The sequence below is a fragment of the Streptomyces sp. P5F9 genome (genome assembly GCF_057961495.1).
This window is the reverse complement of the sequence record NZ_JBXVPZ010000038.1, coordinates 12,466-38,363: the sequence shown is the minus strand read 5'-3', so window position 1 is coordinate 38,363 and position 25,898 is coordinate 12,466. Positions and strand designations below refer to the sequence as shown.

Here is a 25,898-nt window from a genome sequence, read left to right as displayed (position 1 = left end):
GCGTGAGCCGTACCCTCCGTTGAGGCCGCAGCCGCCCCGCCGCCGCCCGGAACGCCTCGTACGGCCCCCCGGGAAAGCGACCCACGCACACCGCCAGCACCCCGATCAGCGCGGCCGCCACCCCGCCGCGCGCGCCCGCGTCCAGCCCGACCAGCAGGGCCGCGGCCGCCAGTGCGCCCAGTGTGCTGTCGGCGCCCAGGACGACCACCGCGGCGAACCACAGCAGTCCCCGGACGGGGTCGTAGGCCGAGGGGTCGAAGGCGCGTACGCCCATGCCGAGCATGCCGCCGCCGAGGGCGGCCAGGGCGGCGCCCGCGACGAAGGCCAGGACTTTCAGGGACGGGACCTGGACGCCCGCCGCGGACGCGCCCTGTTCGTGGTCGCGCAGGGCGCCGAGGGCGCGGCCCGTGCGTCCCCGGCGCAGGGCGTGGGTCGCCAGCAACGAGGCTGTCAGGAGGGCGAGTTCGAGGACGTAGTAGGCGCGGTCGCCGTCGAAGCCGGACGGGCGGGCCAGCGACAGACCCGACGTGGCGTACGGCTGGGCGAAGACGAAGCGGCTGACCCCGACGCCGGCCGCGAAGGTCGCGAGGGCGAGGGCCAGGCCGTGGCGGCTGATCGCGGGCCAGCCGGTCAACAGGCCCAGGGGAGCGGCCAGGAGGACCGCCACCGCCAGCGCGGCCAGTTCCGGGAGGCGGGGGAGGAGCGGGAAGCGGCCCGCCGCCAGCAACGCCGTGAACAGGGCGCCCAGGCCCGCGTACGCCGCCTGCCCCAGCGAGAGCTGACCGCCGCGCCCGGTAACCACCACCAGGGACAGCAACACCACGCCCAGCGCCGGGACCTGGACCGAGGTGTGCAGGTCCGAGCCGGCGAAGCCGAGCGGGAGGAGGAACAGCACCCCGGCCACGATCCAGGCACCGGGAGGCGTCGCCACGCGGGCCGTCGCGGTGCGGGGGAGGGCGTCCCGGGAGCCGAGACCGGGCAGCACAAGCGCCGCGACCAGCAGGGCGACCACGAACAGGTTCGCGCCCGCCGCCTGCAGCAACTGCCCACCCCAGCCCGGCAGATGGAGCCGCGTCAACTGGCTCTGCCCGACGCCGATCCCCAGCGCCACCACCACGGCGACCGGCAGGCTCCGCATCCGCGCGGCCACCGCGACCGCCACCACCTCCATGACGAGCAGCGGCAGGCCGTACGGGTCAAGGCGCACGTAGGGCGCGAGGAGCACGCCCGTCAGCCCCGCCGTGAAGGACCCGAAGGCCCAGCCCGCCGCGGCCACCCGGTCCGCGTCCACGCCACCCAGTACCGCGAGTTGGCGGTCGTCCACGACGGCCCGCAGCTCCCGCCCGAAACGCGTCCACCGGATCACCGCCCCAACTCCGCCGGCCAGCACGAGCACCACCGCCAACTGCCCCCAGGGATCGGCCGACACCAGCTCCGGAGCGTCGTCCCGTGCCCCCTGCCCCCACACGAGGGCGGCCCCGCCGACCAGCAGCACGAACACGCCGATGGACGCGACCAGCGTCTGCGCCGGATCGCCGCCGAGGACCGCCAACGGGCGGAAGACGAACCGTTCCAGAGCCACTCCGATGCCCGGCGCCAGGAAGAGCAAGGTCACCACCGCGCCGAGCCAGAGTGGCCATCCCCACCCGGCCACGCACTGCCGCAGCACGTACGCGCACACCATCGCGACCGCGCCGTGCGCGAAGTTGAGGACGCCGGTCGCCCGGTACGTCACGATCAGGCCGATCCCGGTGAGCGCGGCGGCGCCGCCGACGGAGAGACCGGCGAGGGTGAGGTCGTAGGTGAAGGAGGACATCCAGGGCCTCAGTCGTCGGCTTCGGCGGGTTCGCAGATCGGGCAGGGGCTCAACTCGCCGTTCGCCACGAGCTTCGAGTCCACCGGCACCGCCTCCGGCTTCCCGGCGACCAACGGGCAGTCCGCGCGGTGCCACAACGTGCCGCCCGGCACCATCAGCAGGTCCCCGCTGACCGCCACGGGCGCCGCGGCGGCCCGCGCGGACTCCTCGGCCTCGGCGGGTTCGGCGGCCACGAGAAGGCCGTACAGCTCCTCCGCGCGCGCGGCGGCGAGGGCGCTGCGGCCGTGGGTGAGCAGGATGGCGGCGGCGACGATCAGCGCGGCGCCGGGGATCGTGCAGGAGGCCAGGTAGGGGAGTTGGCGTTCCGCGTAGCGCTCGCCGGAGACGCCGTACCAGCCGAGCACGCACAGGACCGCGCCCGCGGCGAGCGCGGCCCAGCCGGCCCACAGGGCGGGGTGCACGGTCCGCAGTCGGGCTGTCCGCATTTACGGCCCCCACACGTCGTGTGTCTGTCCATGCCGGCCAATGGCTTGCACTATGCCTTCTGACACCTGACCTGAAAACACCGGGCGAGCACGGCCCGGAACGACACCCGGCGGTGAGCCAGATGGTTCTCGGGAGCGACCTCAGGCGAAGGAACTCACGGCGCGTGCGGGGCACGGCGGTCGCGGCCGCCCTGGTCCTCGTGCTCGGGCCGGCCCTGGCGGCCTGCAGCGACGACAGCGGGGGTGGCGGCAGCGCACCGCCGCCCACCCCGTCCGTCGAGCAGCCGACGAGCGCCCCGGCGACCGCGCCCGCGGACCCGGCCGCCGCGACGACGCAGATCAAGGCCAATTGGAAGAAGTTCTTCGACCCGGCCGGCTCCAGCGCGGACAAACAGGCCGTCCTGGAGAACGGCGACAAGATGGGCCCGGTCCTGAAGGCCTTCAGCGGCGACAAGCGCGGCGGGCAGGTCCAGGCGGTCGTCCAGAAGGTCGAGTTCACCTCGGCGACCCAGGCGACCGTGACGTACAGCCTGACCCTGAACGGCGCCACCGCCCTGCCGAACGCCTCCGGGACGGCCGTCGAGCAGGACGGCACCTGGAAGGTGTCCGTCAACACCCTGTGCGCGCTGGTGGCGTTGAGCGGCGATGCCTCGCAGTCGCCCGGGACGGGCTGCTAGTCCCTGCCATCAGACTCCCGTCGTTCGCCCAGATGTGCGTGCCAGGCGTCGCCGGGCAGGCGGGAGTCTGATGGCAGGGACTAGGGCCGCTGCCGCGGTGCTGCTGCTCCTGGGGAGCGCGGCCTGCGGCAGCCGCCTCCCGGAGAGCGACTTCGAGCACGGCAACTCCCGTACGCCCGCGCCCACCAGCGGCACTCCGATCCGGGTCGGCATCATCACCAGCGCGACCAGCCCGGTCGGCGGTGACACCTTCACCGGGCCCCGCGACGGAGCCAAGGCGTACGTCGACCGCCTCGACGCGCGCGGGGGCATCGACGGGCACCCGGTCGAGGTGCGCCTGTGCGACGACGGCGGCAGCGGTGTCGGCAACAACGCGTGCGTGCACCAGCTGATCGACGAGGACAAGGTGGTCGCCCTGGTCGCCACCACCGCCCTCGACTACGCGGGCGCCTCCCGCGTCTCCCACGCGCGCGTGCCCGACATCGGCGGCCAGCCCATCGGCGCCGCCTACGACACCTGGCCGCACCTGTACGGCATCTACGGCAGCCTCGCGCCCCGCACCGGCACCCCGGGCTGGGGCGGGCAGCTGTACGGCGGCACGGAGGTCTACCGGTACTTCAAGCGCGAGCAGGGCGCCCGTACCGCCGCCGTCGTGTCGTACAACCAGGCCGCGTCCGCCGCCTACGCCCGACTCGTCGAGCAGGGGCTGAAGGCGGAGGGGTACAAGGTCGTCACCGAGCAGGTCGACTTCGCGCTGCCCAACTTCCGTGCCGTGGCGGCCGACTTGAAGCAGCAGGGCGCGGACCTGGTCTTCGACGCCATCGACACACACGGGAACGCCCAGCTGTGCGAGGCGATGGACCAGGTCGGCGCGAAGGTCATCGCCAAGGTGACGAACGTACAGAACTGGACGTCCACCGTCCCGGAGGACTACAAAAACTCCCCGCGCTGCCGCAACGCCCTGTGGGCGACCGGATCCAGCCGCGACTTCGACGACACATCCCAGGCGGCCGTACGGGACTTCAGGGACGCGACGAAGGGGCTGAAGACTCATTCCCAGTGGCAGTTGGAGGGGTGGGCGGCCGCGATGTGGTTCACGGACGCGGCGAGGTCGTGTGCGAGGACGAAAACGGGCGTCACGCGTGCGTGCGTCGACGGGTTCATGAATCGGAGCGAGAACTACACCGCAGGCGGCCTGTTGGTTCCGGTCTCTTTCGAGCGGCTCGCCGAACCGCCGAAGACGCGTAGGACGTGTCTGTCGGTGGCCCGCTGGCAGGACGGCAAGGGGTGGGTCCCGCAAGGGGACATGAACCGCACCTGTTTCGACGTGCCACAGCTGCCGTACCGCCCTTGATGCGGGCCGCCGTTGATACAGGCCGCCCTTGATAGAGACTTCGACCATGTTGGAGACCTCGGCACGACTCCTGCGTCTGCTCTCGCTGCTCCAGGCCCACCGCGAGTGGTCCGGCGCCGACCTGGCCGACCGGCTCGGCGTCACCCCGCGTACGGTGCGCCGGGACGTGGACCGGCTGCGGGAGCTGGGGTATCCCGTCAACGCCAGTCCCGGCACGGGCGGCGGCTACCAGCTGGGCGCGGGCGCCGAGTTGCCGCCGCTGCTCCTGGACGACGACGAGGCGGTCGCCGTGGCGGTCGGCCTGCGCACCGCCGCCGGGCAGGGCATCGAGGGCATCGGCGAGACCTCCGTACGCGCCCTCACCAAGCTCGAACAGGTGCTCCCGAGCCGGTTGCGCCGCCGGGTGGGCGCCCTCAACGCGTTCACCGTGCCGATGCTGCACAACACGCTGCCGTCCGCCGTCGACCCCGCCGTCCTGACCGAACTGGCCGCCCTGTGCCGGGACGCCGAGCGGCTGCGCTTCGACTACGAGAGCCACGACGGCACCCCGACCCGGCGCAGCGTCGAACCGCATCGCCTGGTGTGCACCGAGCGCCGCTGGTACCTGGTCGCCTGGGACCTGGACCGCGAGGACTGGCGCACCTTCCGCGTCGACCGCGTCACGCCCCGGCCGCCGCACGGGCCGCGCTTCACCTCGCGCGAGCCACCGGCCGACGACCTCGCCGCGCACGTCTCGAAAGGGGTCTCCACGCGCGCGTACGCCTCGCACGCCGTCGTCCGGCTGCTCGTGCCCCTCCAGGAGGCGGCCGAACGGATCTCACCGTCCGGCGGGACGCTGGAGGCCGACGGGCCGGACGCCTGTCTGCTGCGGACCGGGGCCCCGAACCTCGACGTGATGGTGATCCACGTGATGATGATGGGCTTCGACTTCGAGGTCCTGGAGCCCGTCGAGCTGACCGAGAGGATCAGGACGGCCCGGGACCGGCTGACCCGCACGCTGGAGCGGCACGGCCCGGGAGCCCACGGCGATTCTGTGCCGGAACGGTGAAACTCTTATGCGGCGTCAGCTGCCGCCGTAGCGCACGGAATCCGAATGGAAAGGGGTGCCCGGCCGGTTCTCGCGGCACTTTCCGCCGGGCTATTCGGGGAGCCGGACCGACATGCGGGAATTACGTTCGAATGCCTGCGGAAGGCGTACGGAACCGCTCATACGTGTGAGGGATGCAGAACAAAACACACGTCCTGATCCTGTGACAGAAGTGTGACCGGAGAGGGACGGAGAGAGGGGAAGAGGGGCTAGCGTGGCGGGCATGGCATCCATTCCGACTCCACCGGCAGAGCCCCAGGACAGTCCGAACAGCTATGTGGGCCTCGACGCGGCAGAGGCCGAGCGGCTCGCGCGGGAACGCGGCTGGTCGACCGTGCGATCGCTGCCGCCGGGCGCGATCATCACCATGGAGTTCCGCGTGGGACGGCTCAACTTCGAGGTCGAGGACGGCACCGTGGCGCGCGCCTGGAAGGGCTGAGCGCGGACATGACGAAGGCCCCGGTTCCGCTGGAGGAACGGGGCCTTCTTGATGCGCGGGGATGGTTGTGCGTACCGGCCCCGCGGTCCGGGGCGGGGGTCAGCCGCCCGCCGCTGGACGGGCCGTGGCCGTGGCCGGCGTCGTGCCGCGTGCCACGCGGTCGGGGTGCGGCGGGCGGCGGCTGCCGATCGGGGTGACCGGGGTGCGCTCCGAGCGGGTCGTGTGCGGGCTCGGGGCGAGATGGGCCGGTGGCCGGGCCGAACGGCTCGCGGTGACCGTCTCACGGGCCGCCGGGACCTCGTCGCCCGAGGAGGAGGCGCGCGGCTTGAGCAGCACCGGCGCGGTGACCGGGGACGCGGGCACGGGTGCGGGCGCCGTGCCGCCGCGACGGGCGCGCCAGCGGTCGCGGTAGTCGAAGATGCGGGTCTCGGCCAGGGCGATCAGCGGCTCGCACCAGGGAAGGGCGAGCAGGACCAGCAGACCGGCGGCCCAGCCGAGCAGCACGTCGCTCAGCCAGTGCGTGCCGAGGTAGACCGTGGCGAGACCGACGCCGAGCGAGGTCACCGCGGAGGCGGCGGACAGCCAGCGGCGGGCGGCCGGCGTGGAGGCCAGATACGCGAGGATTCCCCAGGTCACGACCGCGTTGGCGGTATGGCCGCTGGGAAATATATCGCCGCCCAGGCCCATCTCGTTCGAGCCGATGACGGTGGCGTAGTGCGGGCCGAGGCGGCCCATGCCGAGCTTGGCAGCGCCGACCGTGATGTTCAGCAGCAGCAGCAAGGTGCCCAGGGTCAGCAGCGGGCGCAGCGTGTGCTGCCGCCAGGAGCGCCAGCCCAGCCAGGCCGCGACCATCACCGCGGTGGGGCCGCGCTGGCCGAGGACCACGTAGTAGTCGACGAACCAGTGGATGCCGGCCCACTGCTGGTACGGCCGGAAGAACATGACCTGCCAGTCGAACCGGACCAGCCAGGACGTGGTCACGACGAGCCACACGATCGCCAGATAGAAGGCCAGGGTCGCCGCGAAGAGCACGACCCTGTGCCGGCTCATCTTCGGCACATCGATGTTGGCCGGCCGTTCAGGTTCACGGTCCAGCCTCGCGAACACCCGGTCCAGACGGGTGAGGTTTCGTTCGGTACGCACTCAATCGACGTTACAGCGAGTGAGTGTGGATCCCCGTCGAATCAGCGGCTTTGTGATGACGATGTGATGTGGGAAAGCTCTCAGGAGCAGGTTTATTTCCGGGGATTCCGCAATCCAGGACCGCTCCGTCCTTCAATTCCTTTGATCATGCCGGGGTCGAGTTTTATGGTCCTTATGAATTAGTTCACCAAATGCTGGGGTGGAATTGGCCGGGCGCTCATGGAGCGTGACGAGTGGATCATGGCGGGCCGGAGCCGTTCAGCCAGAACGCCCCGTACACGGCCGACGCCACCGCGACACCACCCACCACCCACACTGACCTGGACGTACGCAGCCGGGCCAGGGCGAGCGCGAGGGGGAGCAACAGGGGGAAGGCGGGCATCAGCAGGCGCGGTTTCGAGCCGAAGTAGCTCGACGCGCACAGCGCGAGCGCGGTGACGACGCCGGTGTACACCAGAAGCGGCAGCGGCTGGCCCTGCCGGACACCCACGACGTACAGCCAGAGGACCAGCCCGACCCCGACGATCAGCCCCACCCCGGCCAGGGCCGAGGGGAACGACGTGAACTTGTCGCCGACGAAACGGGCGAAGGCGGCACCCCCGTCGAAACCGTTGCGCCAGCCCGCCTGCACGTCGAGATAGCCCAGCGGACCCTTGCCGGTGCGATGGCCGACCCACAGGACGTACCCGGCGGCGCCGAGGGGCGCGAGCGCCATCCCGAGGGCGCGCGGCCAGACCCGCGCGCCGGGCGCGGGCGCCGTGCTGCGGACCCGCACGAAAGAGGCGACACCGGCGACCCACACCGCGGCCACCACGGCGAGCCCCACGGGCCGTGTGAGACCGGCGAACAGGGCAAGGACCCCGGCTGCCGGCCAGCGGCCGGTCAGGACGGCGTACAGGGACCACGCGGCCAGCGCCGTGAAGAGCGACTCGCTGTACGCCATCGACTGCACGATCCCGACCGGGAGCACGGCCCACAGCAGTACCGCGCACACCCCCGCCCTACGGCTGTACACGTGCTCAGCGACCGCGAATATCCCCCAGGCCGCCGCGAGGGAGGCGAGCAGGCTCACCACGAAACCGCCGTCGGCGTACGACAGTGGGGTCACCGCGTGCACGAGCCGCTCCAGCCAGGGCAGCAGCGGGAAGAAGGCGAGGTTCGAATGGACGTCGCCGTTCGGGAGGCGGACCTCGTAGCCGTAACCGAGGTCGGCGACCCGGGTGTACCAGAGTGCGTCCCAGCGGGCCGTCAGCAAGGTGTGGGCGCTCTTGCCGCGCGCCGCGCTCCACACCGCGAGCACCACCAGCCCCAGGGCGCGGACGGCGGCGTACCCGAGGAGGGCCGGGGCCGCCCGGCGCAGAGGTGCTGCGAGATCGTTCACGGACCCGATTATCGAGGGGGCGCGGAACCGGCGGGCCCGGCGGGGCGTGGTCCACGGAAGGGTGAGTGGTGTACGCCACACGTGTTCTCCGGGGAGTGTGAGAGGTCCGCCACGTGGCATCGGCGTGAACTCGCGTACGCTGACGGCTCACTCGCCTTCGTTGCGCGGGTCGGAGACACCGCTCCTCTCCGGCCGCAGTCACGGGGAGTCCCCACCCCGTGAGCCCGCCGAACGCGAGGGATCATCTGGGAGGTAGTTCATGTCCGGGACGACCACGGCCGCCGCAGCGCTGCGCCGTCGGGCGGCCGGGGCCGGTGCCAACCGCTGGGTCGTCCTCGTCGTCCTCTGTGTCAGCCTGCTGCTCGTCGCGCTCGACGCCACCGTGCTCCATGTCGCGGTGCCCGCCGTCACCGAGGACCTCAAACCCGGCGCGATAGAGCTGCTCTGGATCGTCGACGTCTATCCGCTGGTCTGCGCCTCGCTCCTCATCCTCTTCGGCACGCTCGGCGACCGAGTGGGCCGCAGGCGGATCCTCCTTCTCGGCTACGGCCTCTTCGGCATCGCCTCCGGCCTGGCCGCCCTCGCGCACGACGCCCAGATCCTGATCCTCGCGCGGGCGCTGCTCGGCGTCGGCGGCGCGATGATCATGCCGGCCACGCTCTCGATCCTCCGCCAGGTCTTCCCCGACCGGCGCGAGCGGGCGGTGGCGATCGGCGTGTGGAGCGCGGTGGCGGCGGTCGGCGCGGCGGTGGGCCCGCTGCTCGGGGGCTTCCTGCTGGAGCACTTCTGGTGGGGCTCGGTCTTCCTCGTCAACATCCCGCTGATGCTGATCAGCCTGCCGATCGGGCGGCTCCTGCTGCCCGAGTCCCGCGGCGACCGCGACGGCCCGTGGGACGTCGTCGGCGCGCTCATGGCCGCGGGCGGTCTCTTCGGTGTCGTCTTCGGCGTGAAGCGGCTCGGTGGCGGGGAGCCGGTGGAGAGCGGGTGGACCGTGGCCCCGCTGCTCGTGGGCGCGGTGCTGCTGGTTCTCTTCGTACGACGACAACGGCGCCGTACGCATCCGCTGGTGGACCTGAAGATGTTCCGCAGGCCGGCGTTCAGCACGTCCGTGGGCTGCATCGTGCTGGCGATGCTGGCACTGGTGGGCCTGGAGCTGATCGCGGCGCAGTACCTGCAACTGGTCCTCGGCCTGTCGCCCCTCCAGACGGGTCTACGGCTGCTGCCGCTGACGTTCGCGGCGATGGCGGCGGGATTGTTCGGGGCGCGGATGCTCCGGCGGTTCGGGCCGCGCCGGATGGTGTGCTTCGGCTTCTGTCTGACCGCGTTCTCGGTGCTGACGCTGACCGCGATGGGCGAGCGGGACAACACCGGGCTGCTGCTCTTCGGGTTCCTGTTGCTCGGGTTCGGGCTGGAGATGACGCTCTTCGGGGCGTACGAGTCGATGCTGAGCGAGGCGCCGCCGGCGCAGGCGGGTGGCGCCGCGGCCATAGGCGAGACCTCCTACCAACTCGGCGCGGGCATCGGCATCGCGCTCCTCGGCAGCGTGATGAACGCGGCGTACGCGCCCGGGTTGTCGTCCGTTCCCGGTGTACCGGCGTTCGCGTCGGCGTCCGCTGGGCATTCGCTGGGCGAGGCGTACGACGTCGCCGGGCGGCTCGGCGGGGCGCGTGGAGCCGCCCTGCGCGACGCGGCACGGCACGCTTTCGTCCACGGCCTGCATGTCACGTTGCTCGTCAGTGCGGGGTTGCTGCTGCTGGGCGCGGTGATGGCATTGAGATTGCCCCGGATCATGCACTGCGAGGCACCTCTGGCCACGGTCCCTGCCCCGAGGGAAGTAGCAGAGTCCCGCGTCTCCGCCTGACGCCAGGACGCCCTCCCACCCACGCACCACCCGTTTACGGGCAATCGAGAGGTGAACGTGTCCTGTGGGGGTGTCCCGCCGTTGGCGGGTGCCGGTTGGGGAATGGTGCGGCCGTCGCCCGCGGTGCTCAACCCCCGAGGCAGACGGTCACTTGTCGGCGCCTCGCACGGGTGGGCTGGTGGGAAAGGCTGGGTAGGGCGCGACGCGCTGGACGTGTGACACCGGGAGTCGTAACGTCAGGGCGTTGTTGTAACTAGCGGTGATAGTTTTAAGTGCCGGAGGCTCTGCCATGGCTGCGTCCTCGAAGTTGCCCCCTTTCGACCCCGCCGACCCCCTCGGCATCGACGACCTGCTCGACCCCGAGGACCTCGCGATCCGGGACACCGTCCGGGCGTGGGCCGCGGACAGGGTGTTGCCGTACGTCGCGGAGTGGTACGAGAAGGGGGAGTTGCCCGGGATCAGGGAGCTCGCCCGCGAACTCGGTGGCATCGGGGCGCTCGGGATGTCGCTCAGCGGATACGGCTGTGCCGGGGCCTCCGCCGTCCAATACGGGCTCGCCTGCCTGGAGTTGGAGGCCGCGGACTCCGGGATCCGGTCGCTCGTCTCCGTGCAGGGGTCCCTCGCCATGTACGCCATCCACCGCTTCGGGAGCGAGGAGCAGAAGCAGACCTGGTTGCCGCGCATGGCGTCCGGCGACGTCATCGGCTGCTTCGGGCTCACCGAACCCGACCACGGTTCCGACCCCGGAGCGATGCGCACCTACGCCAAGCGCGACGGCGGCGACTGGGTCCTCAACGGCCGCAAGATGTGGATCACCAACGGGTCGGTGGCCGGCGTCGCCGTCGTATGGGCGCAGAGCGACGACGGGATCCGCGGGTTCGTCGTACCCACCGAGAGCGCCGGCTTCTCCGCGCCCGAGATCAAGCACAAATGGTCACTCCGCGCATCCGTCACCAGCGAACTCGTCCTCGACGACGTCCGGTTGCCCGCCGACGCCGTGCTGCCGGAGGTCGTAGGGCTGAAGGGTCCGCTCAGCTGTCTGTCGCACGCTCGTTACGGAATCGTGTGGGGTGCGATGGGCGCGGCGCGCGCTTCCTTCGAGTCCGCCGTCGAATACGCGAAGACCCGGGAGCAGTTCGGGCGGCCCATCGGCGGCTTCCAGCTCACCCAGGCCAAGCTCGCCGACATGGCGGTCGAACTGCACAAGGGGATTCTGCTCGCCCATCACCTGGGGCGGCGCATGGACGCCGGGCGCCTGCGTCCCGAGCAGGTCAGCTTCGGCAAGCTGAACAACGTACGAGAGGCCATCGAGATCTGTCGTACGGCACGGACGATCCTCGGTGCCAACGGGATCTCACTGGAGTACCCCGTGATGCGGCACGCGACGAACCTGGAGTCGGTGCTCACGTACGAGGGCACCGTCGAGATGCACCAGCTCGTGCTGGGCAAGGCGCTCACCGGACTCGACGCCTTCCGGTAGGAAGACCCGAAGACCCCTGATCGACGTTGATCAACCCTGCGGGAGGCAGGGCCGGTAAGCGGCCCTGCCTCAGCTCTGGTTGAAGAAACCGTCCTCACGGCGCACGGCGGGGTCGCCGCTGACGATCTCCGTGTTGGCGGGGGTCAGCAGGAAGACACGGTTCGCGACCCGCTCGATCGTGCCGCGCAGGCCGAAGGTGAGGCCGGCCGCGAAGTCGACCACGCGCTTGGCGTCGGTCGCCTCCATCGCCGTGAGGTTCACGATCACCGGAACCCCTTCCCGGAACAGCTCGCCGATCGCGCGGGCGTCCCGGAAGCTGTCCGGGGTGACCGTGCCGATCCGCCGGCCCTTCACCTCGGCGACGTCCTCCGCCACCTTCACCCGCGGATCCGTGACCCAGGCATCTCCGGGCTGCTCGGTCCCTTCGGAGTAGTCGTCGTCGTAGTAACGCTCGTCATCGTTGTCGTCAACGAGTCCAAGCCAAGCACTCGCCTTGCGTACCGATCCCATGGACGCCTCCTCTCACAGCGGTCTTACTTGCTTTCCGCATCCCTATGGTCATCCATGATGCGGATCGCGCGCCAAGTGGATAGACGCCGCGCGGGGGGTTTGTGACGCTACTGGTGCACAGCCAATACGTCGAGGGCCCCCGTGTATCAAGGGTGTTGCTGGACAAGGCTGCTGACTGAGAGTGAAATATGATTCTTCTCGGCGTCCGGGTGACGGCTGGTGCGTACGGGTGAACGAGGTGGTCGATACGAAGCGGCTGCTCAACGCCCGGTCAGATGCCATATCGGTCTCCGGATGCCCAGTCAGATGTCGTTCACGCCACGGGGGGTTGTCGTGTTCGGAATGGTCCGGCCCTGCAGTCACAGACTCGGTGAGAACCTCAAGACCCAGTGGATGGCGCATTTGTGCGGGCTGTGTCTCGCACTGCGCGAGGAACACGGGCAGTTCGCGAGGGTTGTCACGAACTACGACGGTTTGCTCCTCTCGGTCCTGACGGAGGCTCAGGTCGAGCGGGCGGGCGGCGGATGGCGTCGTACGGCCGGGCCCTGCCCGTTGCGCGGAATGCGGACCGCGTCCGTCGCGCAGGGCGAGGGAGCCCGGCTCGCGGCGGCCGTCTCGCTGGTGCTCGCCTCCGCCAAGGTGCGTGACCATGTCGCCGACGGGGACGGGCTGCTGGCCCGCAGGCCGGTGGCGCCGGCCGCGCGGCGGATCGCCGGGAGCTGGGGGCGGGCCGGGGCGCGCACCGGTTCGGCGGTCGGGTTCGACGCCGCCGTGCTCGTCGACGCCGTGGAGCGGCAGTTCGGCATCGAGTCCCTGGCCGGCCCCGGGACGCCGATCCTGACCGTCACCGAACCGACCGAGACCGCCACCGCGGCCGCCTTCGCGCACACCGCGATCCTGGCCGGACGGCCCGGCAACGCCGCACCGCTCGCCGAGGCCGGACGCCTCTTCGGGCGGCTCGCGCATCTCCTGGACGCCGTGGAGGACAAGGAGACCGACGCCGCGTCAGGCGCCTGGAACCCCCTCACGGCGACCGGCACCCCGCTCACCGAGGCACGGCGACTGGCCGACGACGCGCTGCACGGGATACGGCTCGCGCTGCGGGAGGTCGCCTGGGGGTCTGGGGTCTCCCCGGAAAAGCACAGCGCGGACGGCAGGCTCGCGCATCTGCTGCTCGCCCACGAACTGGGGCGCTCGGTGGACCGGGCCTTCGGCACCCGGTCGTGCGGGCACGGACCGGAGGGTGCGTTCGGGCCGCCGCGGACTCCGTACCTGCCGGGCGATCCGCGGCACGACGGCAAACCCTACGGCGGTGAGCCCCCGCGGCCCGACGGGCGCGGGTTCTGGGCCGGGTGCGCCGCCGCCCTCGGGCTCTGCTGCACCTGCAAGGTGTGCTGCGCCGACGAGTTCGAGGGGCCGTGGTCGGGGCGGCGGCGCGAGGGGTGCTGCTCCAGTTGCGACTGCTCGTGCTGTGACGCGTGCGAATGCTGCGAATGTTGTGAATGTCTGTCGTGCTGCGACTGCTGAATATGCCGAGTGCCGTGACCTGTTGGCCGTGACGGGCCGTCGTCACCGTTGTATACACGCCACTTGAGGATCATGGCCGACCCGCGAGGTCGGCCATGATCCTGTTTCAGGGCGGTAAAACAAAAACATGATCCGGTGACCGCTGTGCCGTGAGTGTCGTTGGGCGGGAGCAGAACCATTTCTGCCCCAGGGCCGATCCCCGATCGACCCTGATCGAACCCGATCAACTCGCCACCCACTTAAGGCACTTCAGTGGACGTCACAACAAAAGCGACCACCAGCATCCGCACCAGGCTGCTGAGGATTCTGATCCTCGCCCTCGCGGTCCTGCTCGCCCTGCTCGGTATCGCGGCCGCCGACCAGATCTCCGCCTATCGCAACGCTTCCGCGACCGCCGACAACGCCCGCCTGGAAATCACCCTCCAGGGACTCGTCCACGAACTCCAGAAGGAGCGCGGGCTCACCACCGGATACGTCGGCGGCGTCCAGCAGTTCAGCGCCAAGCTGCCCACGCAGCGCAAGGCGACCGACGCCGCGCGCGAGCAGCTGGACGTGGCCCTGAAGGGGCGTGAGGACTCGGCCGCCGGTTCGGTGCGCGAGTCCCTCGGCCGGCTCGACGGCCTCACCGGCATCCGCAAGGACGCCGACGACGGCACCGGCGTGGTGAAGGACACCTTCGACTACTTCACCACCACGATCACCGTCCTCGACCGGCTCGACCTCGGCCTCGAAGACGTCCACGACGGCAACCTGCGCGACGCCTACCAGGCGCTCCAAGTCCTCGGCAACGCCAAGGAGTTCACCGGCGAGGAGCGGGCCATCGTGCTCGGCTCCGTGCGCGCCGGGAAGTTCCGCGGCGACGACTACAGCCGGTTCATGGAGATCCGCGCCGGACGCCTCGCCGCCCTCGACGCCTTCCCCCGTTCGGCCACCGCCGTGCAGGAACGGCGTCTGAACACCGCCCTGACCACGCCCGACGCCGAGCGCGCGCTGGCGTACGAGAGCAAGGCGGTGCACGGCACCGGGAAGCTGAAGTCGAGCGCGATCCCGCCCATGGCCTGGTGGGACTCGATGACCTCCACCATCAACGGGATGCGGGACGTACAGAGCGGCCTCGGCGCCGATGTCGAGAACCGCGCCGCCCAGTTGGAGAGTTCGGCCCAGCGCGACCTGCTGCTGTTCCTGCTGCTCGCCCTCGCCACGGTCGCCGCGCTCGGCGCGCTGGCCCTCGACTGCGTACGGTCCGTCTCCACGCCGCTCGTCGAACTCGCCCGGCAGGCACGGGAGGTGGCCGGGAGCCGGCTGCCGCAGGCCGTGGCCGCCGTACAGGACGGGTCGTCCGGGGAGGCGCCGAAGCCGCCCGCTCCGCTCGCCGTCGCCGACAAGGCGGGGGCCGAAGTGCGGGAGGTGGCCGACGCGTTCGACCGGGTGCAGCGGTCCGCCTTCGAACTCGCCACCGAGCAGGCCGTGTTGCGGCGCAACGCCACCGACTCGCTGGTCAGCCTGGGGCGTCGCAACCAGAACCTGGTGCGCCGTCAGATCAGCTTCATCAACAAGCTGGAGCACGAGGACGCCGACCCCGCGACCCTCGCCAACCTCTTCGAACTCGACCACCTGGCCACCCGTATGCGCCGCAACGCCGAAAGCCTCCTCGTGCTCGCCGGAGAGTCCAGCCCCCGCCCCTGGTCCACGCCGCTGGCCGTCAACGACGTGCTGCGCGCCGCGCTGTCCGAGGTCGAGGAGTACCGCCGGGTCACCCTGCGCCGCATCGAGCCCGCGTTCGTCACCGGCTCCATCGTCGTCGAAATCGCCCATCTGCTGGCCGAGTTGGTGGAGAACGCGCTGAGCTTCTCGCCGCCGGACTCCGATGTGGAGATCGAGGGAAGGCGCACCAGCGCCGGGTATCTGGTCGCGATCGTCGACCACGGCTTCGGCATGGACAACCAGGCCCTCGCCGAGGCCAACGTACGGCTCTCCGGCACCGCCAGCTTCATGGCCGAACCCACCCGGTTCCTGGGCCACTTCGTGGTCGGCGCGCTCGCCCGCAAGTGCGGCATCGAGGTACGGCTCGGCGAGGCACCGGCGGCCGGTGTGGTCGCCCGGGTGCTGATCCCCGCGGGGCTGCTGACGGAGAAGGCGGTCGAGACGGGGCCGGCGGTTCCCGCACCCAGGAAGGCGGAGACGGAGGAGATGAAGAGCGAGGAGACCGAAGCGGTGGCCGCCCCGGTCGCCGCCAAGGGCGGTTCGTCCGCCGCGCGCACCCGCAACGGCCTGGTCAAGCGGCCGCAGCGCAGCGGTATCGCGGCAGCGGTGAGTGAGACCGACCGGAGTGGCCGACCCGCTCCCACCACACCACCCAACCCGGAACGGACCCCCGAACAGGTCTCCGGGATGCTCTCCACCCTGCGCAGCGCCCACATGCGGGGCGGGATCAGCGTCGAGAAGGAGAAGCAGAAGACCGAGAAGAGTGCCGCGAAGAACGCCGAGACGAACGAGGGTGCCGCCAAGTGACCACCGTCGACACCCCGCACGACTCCCAGACCTTCAACTGGCTGCTCGCCAACTTCGTCAAGAGCACCGACGGCGTACGCGACGCGGTCGCCGTCTCCTCCGACGGGCTGCTGATCGCCGTGTCGGACGGGCTCGGGCGGACCGAGGCCGACCATCTCGCCGCGATCGTCTCGGGGTTGAGCAGTCTGGCCCGCAGCGCGTCCAAGCGGTACAGCTTCGACGGGGTCAAGCTCATCATGATCGAGATGGGGCGCGGTTTCCTGCTCGTCTCGGCGATCCGGGACGGCAGCTGTCTCGGTGTCCTCGCCGACAGCAGCGGTGAACTGGGCCTGGTCGGCTACGAGATGGCGGTGCTCGCGGAGCGGGCGGGTGATCTGCTCACCCCGACGCTCATCGCCGATCTGCGGCAGGCGTTGCCACGGTGAACGGTGAACAGCCCAGGGACGTAGAACCTGACGAGGACGCGACGTTCGTCCGGCCGTTCATCATCACCGGCGGCCGGTCCGAGCCTCTCCAGGCCGATCTGCGGCTGGAGACGCTGGTCGTCGCCGTCGGCGTGCCGGATCCGTCGCTCACGTTCGAGCGGCGCCACATCGTCGCGGTGTGCGAACAGCCGACGACCGTCGCCGAGGTGGCGCACCGCGTCGGCGTACCCCTCGGAGTGGCCAAGGTGCTCATCTCCGACCTCGTCGTCGCCGGGCAACTCGCCTGCCGGCAACCCGCGGAGCTGCCGCTCCCGATGCTCGAAAGGATCAGGGACCATGTCCGGGCGCTCTGACAAGATCGTGCCGCTGGCCGTGAAGATCGTGGTCAGCGGCGGCCTCGGGGTCGGCAAGACCACGTTCATCGGGGCCATTTCGGAGATCGAACCCCTCGACACGGAGGCGGCGATCACCCAAGTCTCCGTCGGTGTCGACTCGTTGGAGGGCGTCGAGGCGAAGACCACCACGACCGTCGCCCTCGACTTCGGGCGGATCACGCTCGACCCGACGATCGCGCTGTACCTGTTCGGCACACCCGGGCAGGACCGGTTCTCCTTCCTCTGGGACGACTTGGTGGAGGGCGCACTCGGCACGGTGGTCCTCGTGGACACCCGGCGGATCGAGGACTGCTTCCCCGCGGTCGACTACTTCGAGTCGCAGGGCGCGCCGTTCGTCCTCGCGGTGAACCGGTTCGACGGGGCGGAGCGGTTCGACGTGGACGAGGTGCGGGAGGCGCTGGGGCTGGGCGCGGACGTGCCTGTGCTGGAGTGCGACGCGCGTGAGCGGGGGTCCGTACGGGACGTGTTGGGGGCGTTGATGGACCGGGTGATCGGGGTCCGGGCCACACCACGTCGTCGTACGGCCGCCCTGTCGCGATAGGCGGGAGGAGGGGGGCCGATCCGCGAACCGGGCCCCCTCCGGCCCTGCTTAGTTCTTCAGTTCCGGTGGGGACACCTGCGACTTCGCTATCGCCGAGCCCGTCGTTCCCCACTTTTTGAGGATCTTGTCGTACGTGCCGTCAGCGATGAGCTTGTTCACCGCGGCCTGGAAGGCGGGCGCCAGCTTCGTGCCCTTCTTGAAGGCGAAGCCGACGTCCAGGCGGTGGAACTCGTTGAGGAACTTGATGCCGGTCTGCTGGGCGACGGCGTAGCGGAGGCCGTTGATCGTGGACATCACGACGTCGCTGCGGCCCTGTTGGAGGGATGACCAGATCGCGCCGGACTCGCTGTAGGTCTGCACGTTGTACGCCTTCTTGCCGGCGTCCGTGCAGACCTTCTTGTTCTCCTCAAGCGTGGCCTCGAAGGTGGTGCCCGCGCCGGTCGCGACGTTCAGGCCGCAGAGCTGCTTGAGGTCGGTGACCTTGGCGAGCTTGCTGTCCTTGCGGGTGGCGAAGCCCTGGCCGTCGTTGATGTAGGTGACGAAGTCGATCGTCTTGCGGCGTTCGTCGGTCACGCCGAAGTTGCTGGCGCCGAAGTCGTACTTGCCGCTGTCGAGGGCGGGCAGGATCGCCTCGAAACTCGCCTGTTCCGTCTTGAGTCTGATGCCGAGAACCTTCGCCACGGCGTCCGCGAAGTCGACGTCCTGGCCGGTCAGCGTCTTGCCGTCGTCGAGGTAGGTGGTGCCGGGTGGTGTGCCGCCGACGGCCACCGCCACGGTCAGGCTCGTGGTGCCGGACGGGAGCAGCTTGGCCGCCGCCGCGTCCTTCGGGATGGCCGAGACGACGTCCGTGGTGGGGATCTTGTCGGCCTTGGCCGCCGCCGCGTTCGCCGTGGTGCCGCTCGCGTCGTCCGAGCCGGAACCGCAGGCCGTGAGCAGCAGGGCCGCCGAGGTGATCAGGGCAAAGGGTGCGAAATGCCGATAACGGGTGCGCGTGGGCGTACGCATCGTGTGCGGTCTCCTGAGAGCAAGAGTGAGCAGAACCCGAGGGGAGGGTGAGGGGTGCGCGTGTGAAGGCGACGGAGGAGGTGCGGGGGAGAACGCGAGAAGCGCCCGATCAGGCGGGAGAACCGGGGATCAGGGCGTGCAGTGGGTCAGCTCAACAGGAGGAAGACCACACTCGACCGAAGTCGATGTGGGAGCGCTTGACCAGCCACTGCTGTGGATGCATGGAGTAAGTGGAACAGGCATCCGGTTGGGCGTCAACCGACTTGAGACGTACCGCTCACAGTATGGACAGCCTTGACAGCGAGGGGAAACGGCGCCGTACCCTCGGTGCACGGCCCTGCTGAGGGGCTCGGCCGTACGACGCCGAAAGGCGCCCTGTGTGAAGGCACCCCCCCGTGTTCGACCTACGTCACGGAGTTGTCTTCCCATGTCTTCCGACACCCTCGCCAAGTCAGCCGCCGCACCGGATATACCCGAGTCGGCCGACTCCCCGCGGATCGTCCCGCAGCGCCGGCTCGGCCAGTGGACGGCCGCCGTCGCCGTACTGGTCCTGCTCGGGCTCGCCGTCACCTCCGTCGTCCGCAACCAGGCGTTCCAGTGGGGCGTGGTCGGCGACTACTTCACCTCGGACTCCGTACTGCGCGGCCTGTGGCTCACGCTGTGGCTGACGGCCGTGGTGATGGTGCTCGGCTTCGTCCTCGGCGCGCTGCTCGCGGCGGCCCGGCTGTCCGCCAACCCCGTGCTGCGCGGCGTCAGTTGGGGCTACGTCTGGCTGTTCCGGTCCATCCCGATCCTGGTGCAGCTGCTGCTGTGGTTCAACATCGGCGCGCTGTACCCGCAGTTGCTCGGCGTGAAGACCGTCAATCTGTTCACTCCGATCGCGGTCGCGATCATCGGACTCACCCTGCACGAGGCCGCCTACGCCGCCGAGGTCGTCCGGGGCGGCATCCTCTCCGTCGACCGCGGCCAGGTCGAGGCCGCGCAGGCGCTCGGGCTGAGCCGGTGGCGCCGCTGGTGGCGGATCGTGCTGCCGCAGGCGATGCGCTCCATCGTGCCGCCTGCCGGGAACATGCTCATCGGCACCCTCAAGGGCACCTCGATCGTCAGCGTCATCGCTGTCCAAGACCTGCTGTTCTCCGTGCAGTTGGTCTATCACCGCACCTACCAGGTGATCCCGCTGCTGATGGTCGCCACCATCTGGTACACCGTCGTCACCTCGGTGCTCAGCGTCGGCCAGTACTACGTCGAGAAGCACTACGCGCGCGGTTCGGAGCGCACCCGATGAGCGCGGACAGGCGGACACTTGTCATCGTCGGGGCCGGGCCGCGGGGGACCGGTCTCATCGAGCGCATCGCCGCCAACGCGGCCGAGCTGTACGACAGTTCGGGCGCCGAAGGCGCTGAAGGTCCCGAGGGTCCCGAGGGTCTCGACATCCATCTCGTCGACCCCCATCCGCCGGGCGCCGGACGCATCTGGCGCGCCGCCCAGTCGCCGCTGCTGTGGATGAACTCGCACGCCGAGGACGTCACCATGTTCACCGACGAGACGGTGGTCATGGAGGGGCCGGTACGCCCCGGCCCCACGCTGCACGAATGGGCCGCCATCGAGGGCAGCACCTTCGCCGACCGCCAGCTCCAGGGCTCCTACCTGCGCTGGGTGCACGAGGAGGCCGTGGCCGCGCTCCCGCCGGGTGTCACCGTCCACCACCACCCGCGACGGGCCCTCAGGATCAGCGGTCCGCGCGACGGACGCCAGCAGGTCTGGCTGGAGGGCGGCCCGAGCCCGCTCATCGCCGACCTCGTCGTCCTCGCCCTCGGCCACCTCGACGCCGAACTGGACGAGGACCAGCGGGAGTTGGCGGCGTACGCCCGTGCCCACGACCTGGTCCATCTGCCGCCCGACTTCACCGCCGACAGCGACCTGTCCGCCCTCGCCCCCGGCGAACCCGTCCTCGTCCGCGGCTTCGGCCTCGCCTTCGTCGACCTGATGGTGCTGCTCACGGAGGGGAGGGGCGGACGCTACGACGGCGACACCTACGTCCCCTCGGGGCAGGAGCCGGTGCTGTACGTCGGGTCGCGGCGCGGAGTGCCGTACCACTCGAAGATCGGTTACGAGTGGAGCGGTGAACGGCCGCCGCTGCCACGGTTCTTCGGGCCCGCCGAGGTCGACGCGATACTTGCGCAGCCGGAGGGGTTCGACTTCCGGCGGGACGTATGGCCGCTGATCGAGAAGGAGTTGGGGTTCGCGCACTACCACCGGCTGTTCGGTGTGCACCCCGAGCGGACGAGCATCGCCTGGACCGACTTCGAGGAGAAGTACGCGGCCGGGGAGGCGGCGGACCGCGAGGCCCTCGTGGCGTCCGCGGTGCCCGACCCCGCCGACCGGCTCGATCTCGCGGCACTCGACCACCCGCTGGAGGGGGTGCGGTACGCGTCGCACGAGGAGTTCCAGGAGGGGCTACGGGCCTATGTGGAAGGGGATCTGAGCCGCCGTCATGATCCCTCCAACAGCCCCGACTTGGCGGTCTTCCTCGGACTGCTCTCCGTCTACGGGCAGTTGATCCGGCTCGGTGACGTCGGGCCCTGGTGGCACGGCTTCTTCAGCTATCTCGCCTCCGGGCCGCCCGGACCCCGGCTGCGCCAACTGCTCGCGCTGTCCCGGGCCGGCGTCGTGCGGTTCGTCGGCGCCGACATGGCCGTAGCGGCCGAGGACGGGGTGTTCCGGGCGTCGAGCGCGACCGTGCCGGGTGTGACGATCGAGGCGCGGGCGCTGGTCGAGGCGCGGCTCCCGGAGCCCACGGTCGGGCGGTCCGTCGATCCGCTGCTGCGTGAACTGCACACCGACGGGGCCGTGGTGGAGAGTCCCGAAGGGCTGCTGCGGGTGGACCGCACCGACGGGCGGATCCTCGGCCGGGACGGGCAGCCGCATCCCCGGCGGTTCGCGCTAGGGCCCTACACCGACGTACGGACGCCCGGCGCCTTCACCCGGCCGCGCACCGGCGGGCCGGCCTTCCGACAGAACGACGCCACCGCGCGGGCCGTGCTGGCGTTCCTGCGGGACCTCGCGTGTCGGGCCTCTGCGTAGCCCTCGACCGCCAACTCCGCTGCCAGTACAAGGGATTCACACCATGACCGTCATGGTCGACATCAGGTCCGTCCACAAGAGTTTCGGGTCGCTCGACGTGCTCAAGGGCATCGACCTCGCGGTTCGCGCGGGCGAAGTCACCGTGATCCTCGGCCCGTCCGGGTCCGGCAAGTCGACGCTGCTGCGCACCATCAACCACCTGGAGAAGGTCGACCAGGGCACGATCAGCGTCGACGGCACGCTCGTCGGCTACCGGCGCTCCGGCGACAAGCTGTACGAACTGCGTGAGCGCGAGGTGCTGAAGCAGCGCACCCGGATCGGGTTCGTGTTCCAGAACTTCAACCTCTTCCCGCACCTCACCGTGCTGGACAACATCATCGAGGCACCGGTCTCCGCGCTGAAGCGCCCCCGCCGAGAGGCAGTTGAGAGCGCGCGCCGGCTCCTCGACCGGGTGGGGCTCGCCGACAAGGCCGACGCCTACCCCAGGCAGCTCTCCGGCGGGCAGCAGCAGCGGGTCGCCATCGCCCGCGCGCTCGCCCTGGAGCCGAGACTGCTGCTCTTCGACGAACCGACCTCCGCGCTCGACCCCGAGCTGGTCGGTGAAGTCCTCGACGTCATCAAGGACTTGGCCCATCAGGGCACCACGATGATCGTCGTCACCCACGAGATCGGCTTCGCCCGCGAGGTCGCCGACACCGTCGTCTTCATGGACGACGGCCGGATCGTCGAGCAGGGCGCCCCGACCGACGTACTCGACCGACCCCGGCACGAACGCACCCGGACCTTCCTGTCCAAGGTGCTGTGACGTGCGCAGAAAGGGACTCCCCACATGACCTCCTCGCACGGCCGGGGCCTGCATCTGGCCGCCGCCGTCGACCAGCGGTCGGCCTACGACGCCGACTCCTACGTCGAGTTGGCGCGGCTCGCAGAGAGCGGCGGCCTCGACTTCGTGACGCTCGACGACACCTTCGCGCGCCCCGGACCCGACGCCCTCGCCGTCCTGTCCCGCGTCGCCCCGGCGACCAGCCGGATCGGTCTGGTGCCGACCGTAACCGTCACCCACACCGAGCCCTTCCAGGTGCAGGCCGCGGTCGCGACCCTCGACTGGGTCAGCCGGGGCCGGGCCGGCTGGCGGCTCGACGTGTCGACCACCGAAGGCGAGGCCCGCCTCTTCGGCCGCCGGCACGCCGCGCCCGCCGACGCGTTGTGGGCGGAAGCCGGTGAAGTCGCCGAGGTGGCCGCCCAGTTGTGGGACAGCTGGGAGGACGACGCCGAGATACGGGACACGGCCACCGGCCGCTTCGTCGACCGGGACAAGCTGCACCACGTCGACTTCCAGGGCTCCGAATTCGCCGTCAAGGGCCCCTCCACCGTGCCCAGACCACCGCAGGGCCACCCGGTCCGCGTCGTCGACGCCACCGAGGGCCAGGCCCGGCGGACGGCCGCCCGGTACGCCGATGTGGCCCTCGTCCGCGCGGCGAGTTCCGCGCAGGCCGGGTCCGTACGGGCCGAACTGCGGGCGTCCGCCGAGAAGTTCGGCCGCGATCCCGACACCCTGCGGGTCCTGGTGAGCCTCGTCGTCGACCTCGGCGACGGCGAGCACGCGGCCGAGCCGGGCCACGGCGGGGGCGGCCCCCGGCAGACCGCGCACGGTCCGCTGTACCGGGGCGGCCCGGTCGACCTCGCGGAGCTGATCGCCGGCTGGCACGGCGACCGTACCGTCGACGGCTTCCACCTCACGCCCGTCGAACCCCGCCGCGACCTGGAACGGCTCGTCAACGGCACGGTCGCGCTGCTCCAACACCGGGGCCTGTTCCGCACGTTCTACCCGGGCAGCACCCTCAGGGAGCATCTGGGCCTGGCCCGGCCCGCCAACCGGTACGCCGTGACCGGGGGAGCGTCATGACCGTACGGAGGCCTTCTCGCCGGCAGATCCATCTGGCCGCGCACTTCCCCGGCGCCAACAGCACCACCGTGTGGGCCGATCCGCGGTCGAGGTCCCAGATCGCCTTCTCCTCCTTCGAGCATCTCGCCCGCACCGCCGAACGCGGTCTCTTCGACTTCTTCTTCCTCGCCGAGGGGCTGCGACTGCGCGAACACAAGGGCCGTATCCACGACTTGGACGTCGTCGGCCGCCCCGAGCCCCTCACGGTCCTCAACGCGCTCGCCGCTGTCACCCACCGCATCGGACTGGCCGCCACGGTCGACGCGACCTTCAACGAGCCGTACGAACTCGCCCGCAGACTCGCCACGTTGGACCACCTCAGCGCAGGCCGCGCCGCGTGGAACGCGGTGACCTCGTCCGACGCCCTCACCGGCGAGAACTTCCGGCGCGGGGGATACCTCGACCGAGCGGACCGCTACACGCGCGCAGCCGAATTCGTCGATGTGGCAAGGGAGTTGTGGGACTCCTGGACCCCCGACGGACTCTCCCGCCCCTTCGCCCACCGGGGCCAACACTTCGACATCGCGGGCGAGTTCACCGTGCCGCGCTCACCCCAGGGGCACCCGGTCGTCATCCAGGCCGGGGACTCGGGGGAGGGACGGGAGTTCGCGGCGCGGACCGCCGACGTCATCCTCGCCAGGCACGGCACGCTGGAGGACGGCCGTGCCTTCTACGCCGACGTGAAGGGACGCCTCGCCAAGTACGGCCGTAGCGCGGACGATCTCAAGATCATGCCCGGCGTCAGCGTCGTCCTCGGCGACACGGCGGCCGAGGCGCAGGAGCGGGCCGCCGAGATCCGGCGGCAGCAGGTCTCCCCGCAGAACGCGATCCTCGCCCTGGAACAGATCTGGGGCACGGACCTCTCCGCCTACGACCCCGACGGCCCGTTCCCCGACTCCGACCCGGTGCCGGAATCGTCGATCACCCAGGGGCGGACCCGGCGCGGCGACACCGTCGCGATGGCCGAAAAGTGGCGGGCGCTCTCCCGCGAGAAGGGGCTGTCCATCCGGCAGACCGTGATCGAGGCGAGCGGCCGGCAGTCCTTCATCGGCACCCCGGAGGCGGTCGCCGCCGAGCTGGAGACCTTCGTACGACAGGACGCCGCCGACGGCTTCGTCCTCGTGCCGCATCTCACCCCCGGCGGCCTCGACGAGTTCGTGGACCGGGTGGTGCCGCTGCTCCAGGAACGTGGTGCGTTCCGCACGGAATACCGGGGCACGACCCTGCGCTCACATCTCGGGCTCCCCGACCCGGCAGGGAAGGGGTGACCACGCGACGACAGGACTGAGCGCACGACGATGGAGCTGACGGCATGACCACGGACGCGGCCGACGAGTGGAGACAGTGGCACGAGCAGCGGATGGAGAGCGTGTCGGCCCCCTACGGGCCCCTTGCCCTCACCGGCACGCACTGGCTGGAGGACCACCCGGACGGTCGCCTTCCGGACATCTCCGGCGCATGGGTCCTCGACGGTGACGTCGACGCCGATGCCGGCCCGGTGGTCCTCACCGCGACGGCGGCCGACGGACTGACCGTCGACGGGAAACCCTTCACCGGCGAGATCCATCTCGGCGCGGACACCGGCCCGGTGAGCGCGGCCCGCGTCGGCCTCGGTGAGCGCCGACTGGTCGTCGTCGTCCGCGAGGGCGTCTGGGGTGTGCGCGACTACGACCCCGACGCGGCGGCGCGGCGCGCGTTCCGGGGCGTCGAGGTCACGCCGTACCAGCCGCGCTGGTCGGTGCCGGGGCGCTTCATGCCGTACGACGCGCGGCGCACCGTGCGCGTCGGCACGGCGGACGGTGTCGAACGCGGGCTCGGGCTCGCTGGTGAACTCGCGTTCCGGCTCGACGGGTTGGAGGTGACCTTGCAGGTGGCGGTGCAGGACGACGGCACGTTGTGGGCGGTGTTCGCCGACTCCACGAGCGGGGACGGCAGTTACCGGTTCCGGTTCCTGTACCCGGCGGCGCCCGACGCGGAGGGGCGCACGACGGTCGACTTCAACCGGGCCGTGCTCCCGCCGTGCGCGTTCGCCGACCATTTCATCTGCCCTTTCCCGCCGCCCGGGAATACGCTGGGCCTCGCGGTCGAGGCGGGGGAGCGCATCCTTCGGCAGACGGGGCGTTGACCTGCGACGGGCTGTGTTTCGGCCCACTGCGTCCGGGTGATCAACTCGCGTAGACCGTGGGCCAGTTGAAGGTCGTACGGCCGAAAGGCGCCCTTGCGCCCATCGGC

The 25,898-nt window shown here is 70.7% G+C and carries 23 protein-coding genes; 17 read left to right on the top strand and 6 right to left on the bottom strand.

What is annotated here, in order from left to right; translation table 11 throughout:
- A partial coding sequence (locus tag AC31A1_RS09875; protein WP_489652886.1) for an ABC transporter permease subunit occupies positions 1-1,816 on the bottom strand: 1,816 nt, incomplete at its 3' end.
- 8 nt (positions 1,817-1,824) lie between these two features.
- A complete protein-coding gene (locus AC31A1_RS09870) occupies positions 1,825-2,301 on the bottom strand; it encodes a hypothetical protein (protein ID WP_489652885.1) in 477 nt (158 codons plus the stop codon).
- 122 nt (positions 2,302-2,423) lie between these two features.
- On the opposite strand from AC31A1_RS09870, the gene AC31A1_RS09865 reads away from it, so the two are divergent.
- The 4 genes from AC31A1_RS09865 to AC31A1_RS09850 all read left to right on the top strand — a co-directional run bounded on the left by AC31A1_RS09865 (position 2,424) and on the right by AC31A1_RS09850 (position 5,858).
- A complete protein-coding gene (locus tag AC31A1_RS09865) occupies positions 2,424-2,978 on the top strand; it encodes an MTB12 C-terminal domain-containing protein (protein WP_489652889.1) in 555 nt (184 codons plus the stop codon).
- Between the two features lie 70 nt (positions 2,979-3,048).
- The gene (locus tag AC31A1_RS09860; RefSeq protein WP_489652884.1) at positions 3,049-4,332 is read left to right on the top strand and encodes an ABC transporter substrate-binding protein; all 1,284 of its coding nucleotides are present in this window, start codon (positions 3,049-3,051) and stop codon (positions 4,330-4,332) included.
- Positions 4,333-4,378: 46 nt separating this feature from the next.
- Entirely contained in the window at positions 4,379-5,380 is a 1,002-nt protein-coding gene (locus tag AC31A1_RS09855) for a helix-turn-helix transcriptional regulator (RefSeq protein WP_489652883.1), read from the top strand.
- A gap of 262 nt (positions 5,381-5,642) precedes the next feature.
- A complete protein-coding gene (locus tag AC31A1_RS09850) occupies positions 5,643-5,858 on the top strand; it encodes an I78 family peptidase inhibitor (protein WP_489652882.1) in 216 nt (71 codons plus the stop codon).
- A 99-nt stretch (positions 5,859-5,957) separates the two neighbouring features.
- On the opposite strand, the gene AC31A1_RS09845 is transcribed toward AC31A1_RS09850, so the two are convergent.
- The gene (locus tag AC31A1_RS09845) at positions 5,958-7,001 is read right to left on the bottom strand and encodes a phosphatase PAP2 family protein (protein ID WP_489652881.1); all 1,044 of its coding nucleotides are present in this window, start codon (positions 6,999-7,001) and stop codon (positions 5,958-5,960) included.
- A 238-nt stretch (positions 7,002-7,239) separates the two neighbouring features.
- Positions 7,240-8,382: a hypothetical protein gene (locus tag AC31A1_RS09840; protein ID WP_489652880.1), complete on the bottom strand. Its 1,143-nt coding sequence runs from the start codon at positions 8,380-8,382 to the stop codon at positions 7,240-7,242.
- 259 nt (positions 8,383-8,641) lie between these two features.
- On the opposite strand from AC31A1_RS09840, the gene AC31A1_RS09835 reads away from it, so the two are divergent.
- Together AC31A1_RS09835 and AC31A1_RS09830 are read left to right on the top strand one after the other, a co-directional pair.
- Positions 8,642-10,243, top strand: a complete 1,602-nt coding sequence (locus AC31A1_RS09835) for an MFS transporter (RefSeq protein WP_489652879.1) — start codon at positions 8,642-8,644, stop codon at positions 10,241-10,243.
- Positions 10,244-10,532: 289 nt separating this feature from the next.
- On the top strand, positions 10,533-11,723 hold the full coding sequence (locus AC31A1_RS09830) for an acyl-CoA dehydrogenase family protein (RefSeq protein ID WP_489652878.1): 1,191 nt from the start codon (positions 10,533-10,535) through the stop codon (positions 11,721-11,723).
- A gap of 69 nt (positions 11,724-11,792) precedes the next feature.
- Here the strand turns inward: AC31A1_RS09830 and AC31A1_RS09825 are convergent, their stop codons facing one another.
- Positions 11,793-12,233 carry a cell division protein SepF gene (locus AC31A1_RS09825; protein WP_019059292.1) on the bottom strand — a complete coding sequence of 147 codons (441 nt, stop codon included), beginning with the start codon at positions 12,231-12,233 and terminating at the stop codon, positions 11,793-11,795.
- A 333-nt stretch (positions 12,234-12,566) separates the two neighbouring features.
- On the opposite strand from AC31A1_RS09825, the gene AC31A1_RS09820 reads away from it, so the two are divergent.
- The 5 genes from AC31A1_RS09820 to AC31A1_RS09800 all read left to right on the top strand — a co-directional run bounded on the left by AC31A1_RS09820 (position 12,567) and on the right by AC31A1_RS09800 (position 17,632).
- Positions 12,567-13,760: a DUF5685 family protein gene (locus AC31A1_RS09820; protein ID WP_489652877.1), complete on the top strand. Its 1,194-nt coding sequence runs from the start codon at positions 12,567-12,569 to the stop codon at positions 13,758-13,760.
- 252 nt (positions 13,761-14,012) lie between these two features.
- Positions 14,013-16,271: a sensor histidine kinase gene (locus AC31A1_RS09815; RefSeq protein ID WP_489652876.1), complete on the top strand. Its 2,259-nt coding sequence runs from the start codon at positions 14,013-14,015 to the stop codon at positions 16,269-16,271.
- Positions 16,268-16,696 (top strand): roadblock/LC7 domain-containing protein, encoded by a 429-nt coding sequence (locus tag AC31A1_RS09810; RefSeq protein ID WP_033286269.1) that lies wholly within the window; start codon positions 16,268-16,270, stop codon positions 16,694-16,696. The genes AC31A1_RS09815 and AC31A1_RS09810 overlap by 4 nt, the downstream gene beginning before the upstream one ends.
- The gene (locus tag AC31A1_RS09805; RefSeq protein ID WP_019059289.1) at positions 16,693-17,049 is read left to right on the top strand and encodes a DUF742 domain-containing protein; all 357 of its coding nucleotides are present in this window, start codon (positions 16,693-16,695) and stop codon (positions 17,047-17,049) included. The genes AC31A1_RS09810 and AC31A1_RS09805 overlap by 4 nt, the downstream gene beginning before the upstream one ends.
- Positions 17,033-17,632 carry a GTP-binding protein gene (locus AC31A1_RS09800; protein WP_393760126.1) on the top strand — a complete coding sequence of 200 codons (600 nt, stop codon included), beginning with the start codon at positions 17,033-17,035 and terminating at the stop codon, positions 17,630-17,632. The genes AC31A1_RS09805 and AC31A1_RS09800 overlap by 17 nt, the downstream gene beginning before the upstream one ends.
- A gap of 48 nt (positions 17,633-17,680) precedes the next feature.
- On the opposite strand, the gene AC31A1_RS09795 is transcribed toward AC31A1_RS09800, so the two are convergent.
- Positions 17,681-18,637: an ABC transporter substrate-binding protein gene (locus tag AC31A1_RS09795; RefSeq protein WP_489652875.1), complete on the bottom strand. Its 957-nt coding sequence runs from the start codon at positions 18,635-18,637 to the stop codon at positions 17,681-17,683.
- A gap of 427 nt (positions 18,638-19,064) precedes the next feature.
- Here AC31A1_RS09795 and AC31A1_RS09790 point away from each other — a divergent pair, with 427 nt between their 5' ends.
- Genes AC31A1_RS09790 through AC31A1_RS09765 form a run of 6 tightly spaced genes read left to right on the top strand, consistent with a single transcriptional unit; the run spans position 19,065 to position 25,791 of the window.
- A complete protein-coding gene (locus AC31A1_RS09790; protein WP_489652874.1) occupies positions 19,065-19,922 on the top strand; it encodes an amino acid ABC transporter permease in 858 nt (285 codons plus the stop codon).
- Positions 19,919-21,721 carry an FAD/NAD(P)-binding protein gene (locus AC31A1_RS09785; protein WP_489652873.1) on the top strand — a complete coding sequence of 601 codons (1,803 nt, stop codon included), beginning with the start codon at positions 19,919-19,921 and terminating at the stop codon, positions 21,719-21,721. Before AC31A1_RS09790 ends, AC31A1_RS09785 begins: the two co-directional genes overlap by 4 nt.
- A 43-nt stretch (positions 21,722-21,764) precedes the next feature.
- Positions 21,765-22,526: an amino acid ABC transporter ATP-binding protein gene (locus tag AC31A1_RS09780; protein WP_489652872.1), complete on the top strand. Its 762-nt coding sequence runs from the start codon at positions 21,765-21,767 to the stop codon at positions 22,524-22,526.
- A 24-nt stretch (positions 22,527-22,550) separates the two neighbouring features.
- Positions 22,551-23,627: an LLM class flavin-dependent oxidoreductase gene (locus AC31A1_RS09775; RefSeq protein ID WP_489652871.1), complete on the top strand. Its 1,077-nt coding sequence runs from the start codon at positions 22,551-22,553 to the stop codon at positions 23,625-23,627.
- Positions 23,624-24,934 carry an NtaA/DmoA family FMN-dependent monooxygenase gene (locus AC31A1_RS09770; protein ID WP_489652870.1) on the top strand — a complete coding sequence of 437 codons (1,311 nt, stop codon included), beginning with the start codon at positions 23,624-23,626 and terminating at the stop codon, positions 24,932-24,934. The genes AC31A1_RS09775 and AC31A1_RS09770 overlap by 4 nt, the downstream gene beginning before the upstream one ends.
- 44 nt (positions 24,935-24,978) lie before the next feature.
- Positions 24,979-25,791 carry a DUF1684 domain-containing protein gene (locus AC31A1_RS09765; RefSeq protein WP_489652869.1) on the top strand — a complete coding sequence of 271 codons (813 nt, stop codon included), beginning with the start codon at positions 24,979-24,981 and terminating at the stop codon, positions 25,789-25,791.
- Positions 25,792-25,898: the final 107 nt, after the last annotated feature.